The sequence below is a fragment of the Allobosea sp. 2KB_26 genome (genome assembly GCF_052115715.1).
GTDB lineage: Bacteria > Pseudomonadota > Alphaproteobacteria > Rhizobiales > Beijerinckiaceae > Allobosea.
This window is the reverse complement of sequence record NZ_JBFRHE010000057.1, coordinates 1-1,114: the sequence shown is the minus strand read 5'-3', so window position 1 is coordinate 1,114 and position 1,114 is coordinate 1. Positions and strand designations below refer to the sequence as shown.

At 71.8% G+C, this 1,114-nt stretch carries 1 protein-coding gene; it reads right to left on the bottom strand.

Going from position 1 to position 1,114, the window contains the following annotated elements; all coding sequences use genetic code 11:
* The coding region (locus tag AB4099_RS35180; RefSeq protein WP_441481502.1) for an autotransporter outer membrane beta-barrel domain-containing protein at positions 1–1,114 on the bottom strand (1,114 nt) is incomplete at both ends.

The window sequence follows — 1,114 nt, the reverse complement described above, 5'->3', positions numbered from 1 at the left end:
AAGCCGAGGCGCTGGTCGCGGCCGAGCACCTGCAGTGCGGTGGGGCCACCTGTCTCGGCGTCGCGGCTGGTGCGGACCGTGACGGCTGCGATCTGCGCAAAGGGCTCGAACGAGACCGGCCCGTAGGGCAGGGCGTAGCCAATCTCGGCGAAGGCCTGGGTGGTCGCGCTGCGGCCATCGAGGCGCAGCAGATCGGAGATGCCGGGCAGCGCGACCCGGCGCGTCACGTCGATATCGCTCCACGCATAGGCCGCGCCGGCCCGCAGCGAGACGGCGCCGAAACGCATGCCGCCATAAAGCGCGCCATGGGCGCTGCCGAGCTCGCCGCTCGAGCGGCGGCCGTCGATATCGAAATCGGTGTGCGTATAGCCGCCGGCAAGGCCGAGGCGCCAGTGCCCGTCGCCGCTCCAGCCGGAGTTGAGCTCGGCGCCGAACAGCATGCCGCCGCCGCGCCGGTCGAGCGAGGTCGCGTTGCGGTCTCCGTCCGTGCGCCCTTGCGCCCCGATCGCCTCGCCCCAAAGCGTGAAGCGTTCCCTGGCGAGGTGTGGTGCCGGCAGCGTCGTGCCGCCCGACCTGCCGGGCGCGTCGGCGCTGAAGGCGCCCTCGACCGTGCCGCCGGACCCGGTCGCGGCCAAGGGCCAGCGCAGCCGGTTGAGGATGGATTCGCGGATGAGATGGCTGTCTTCGATCGCGACGCCGACCGCCTGGGCATGGATCTCGCCCGAGAGCGCGTCGAAGCCGGCTCGGGCATCGGCGACGCTTGCCGTGAGCAGCGCATCGTAGACACGGTTGCCGGCGCCCAGCGCCTCGGCCGCTCCAGCGGCCCCGGCCTGGTTGTGGGTCAGGGCGACCTGCGGAAAGGCGATGGCGTTGCGATCGAGCGTCAGCGCCACGTCATTGGCGCCATAGGCCAGGCTCGGCGTCAGGAAGGCGAAGTTCGAGGCCACCGCGGCGAACTGGCCGAGGACCCCGCCCTGTGCCGTCAGAATGGTGTAGCGCGTCGAGGCGCCATAGCCGCCTTGTTCCGCCAGAAGCTGCACCGTTCCCCCGGACAGGGTGGCGGTTCCGGTGGCGGCGATCCTGTCGGACTGGCCGGCGGCATTGACCTCGAGCT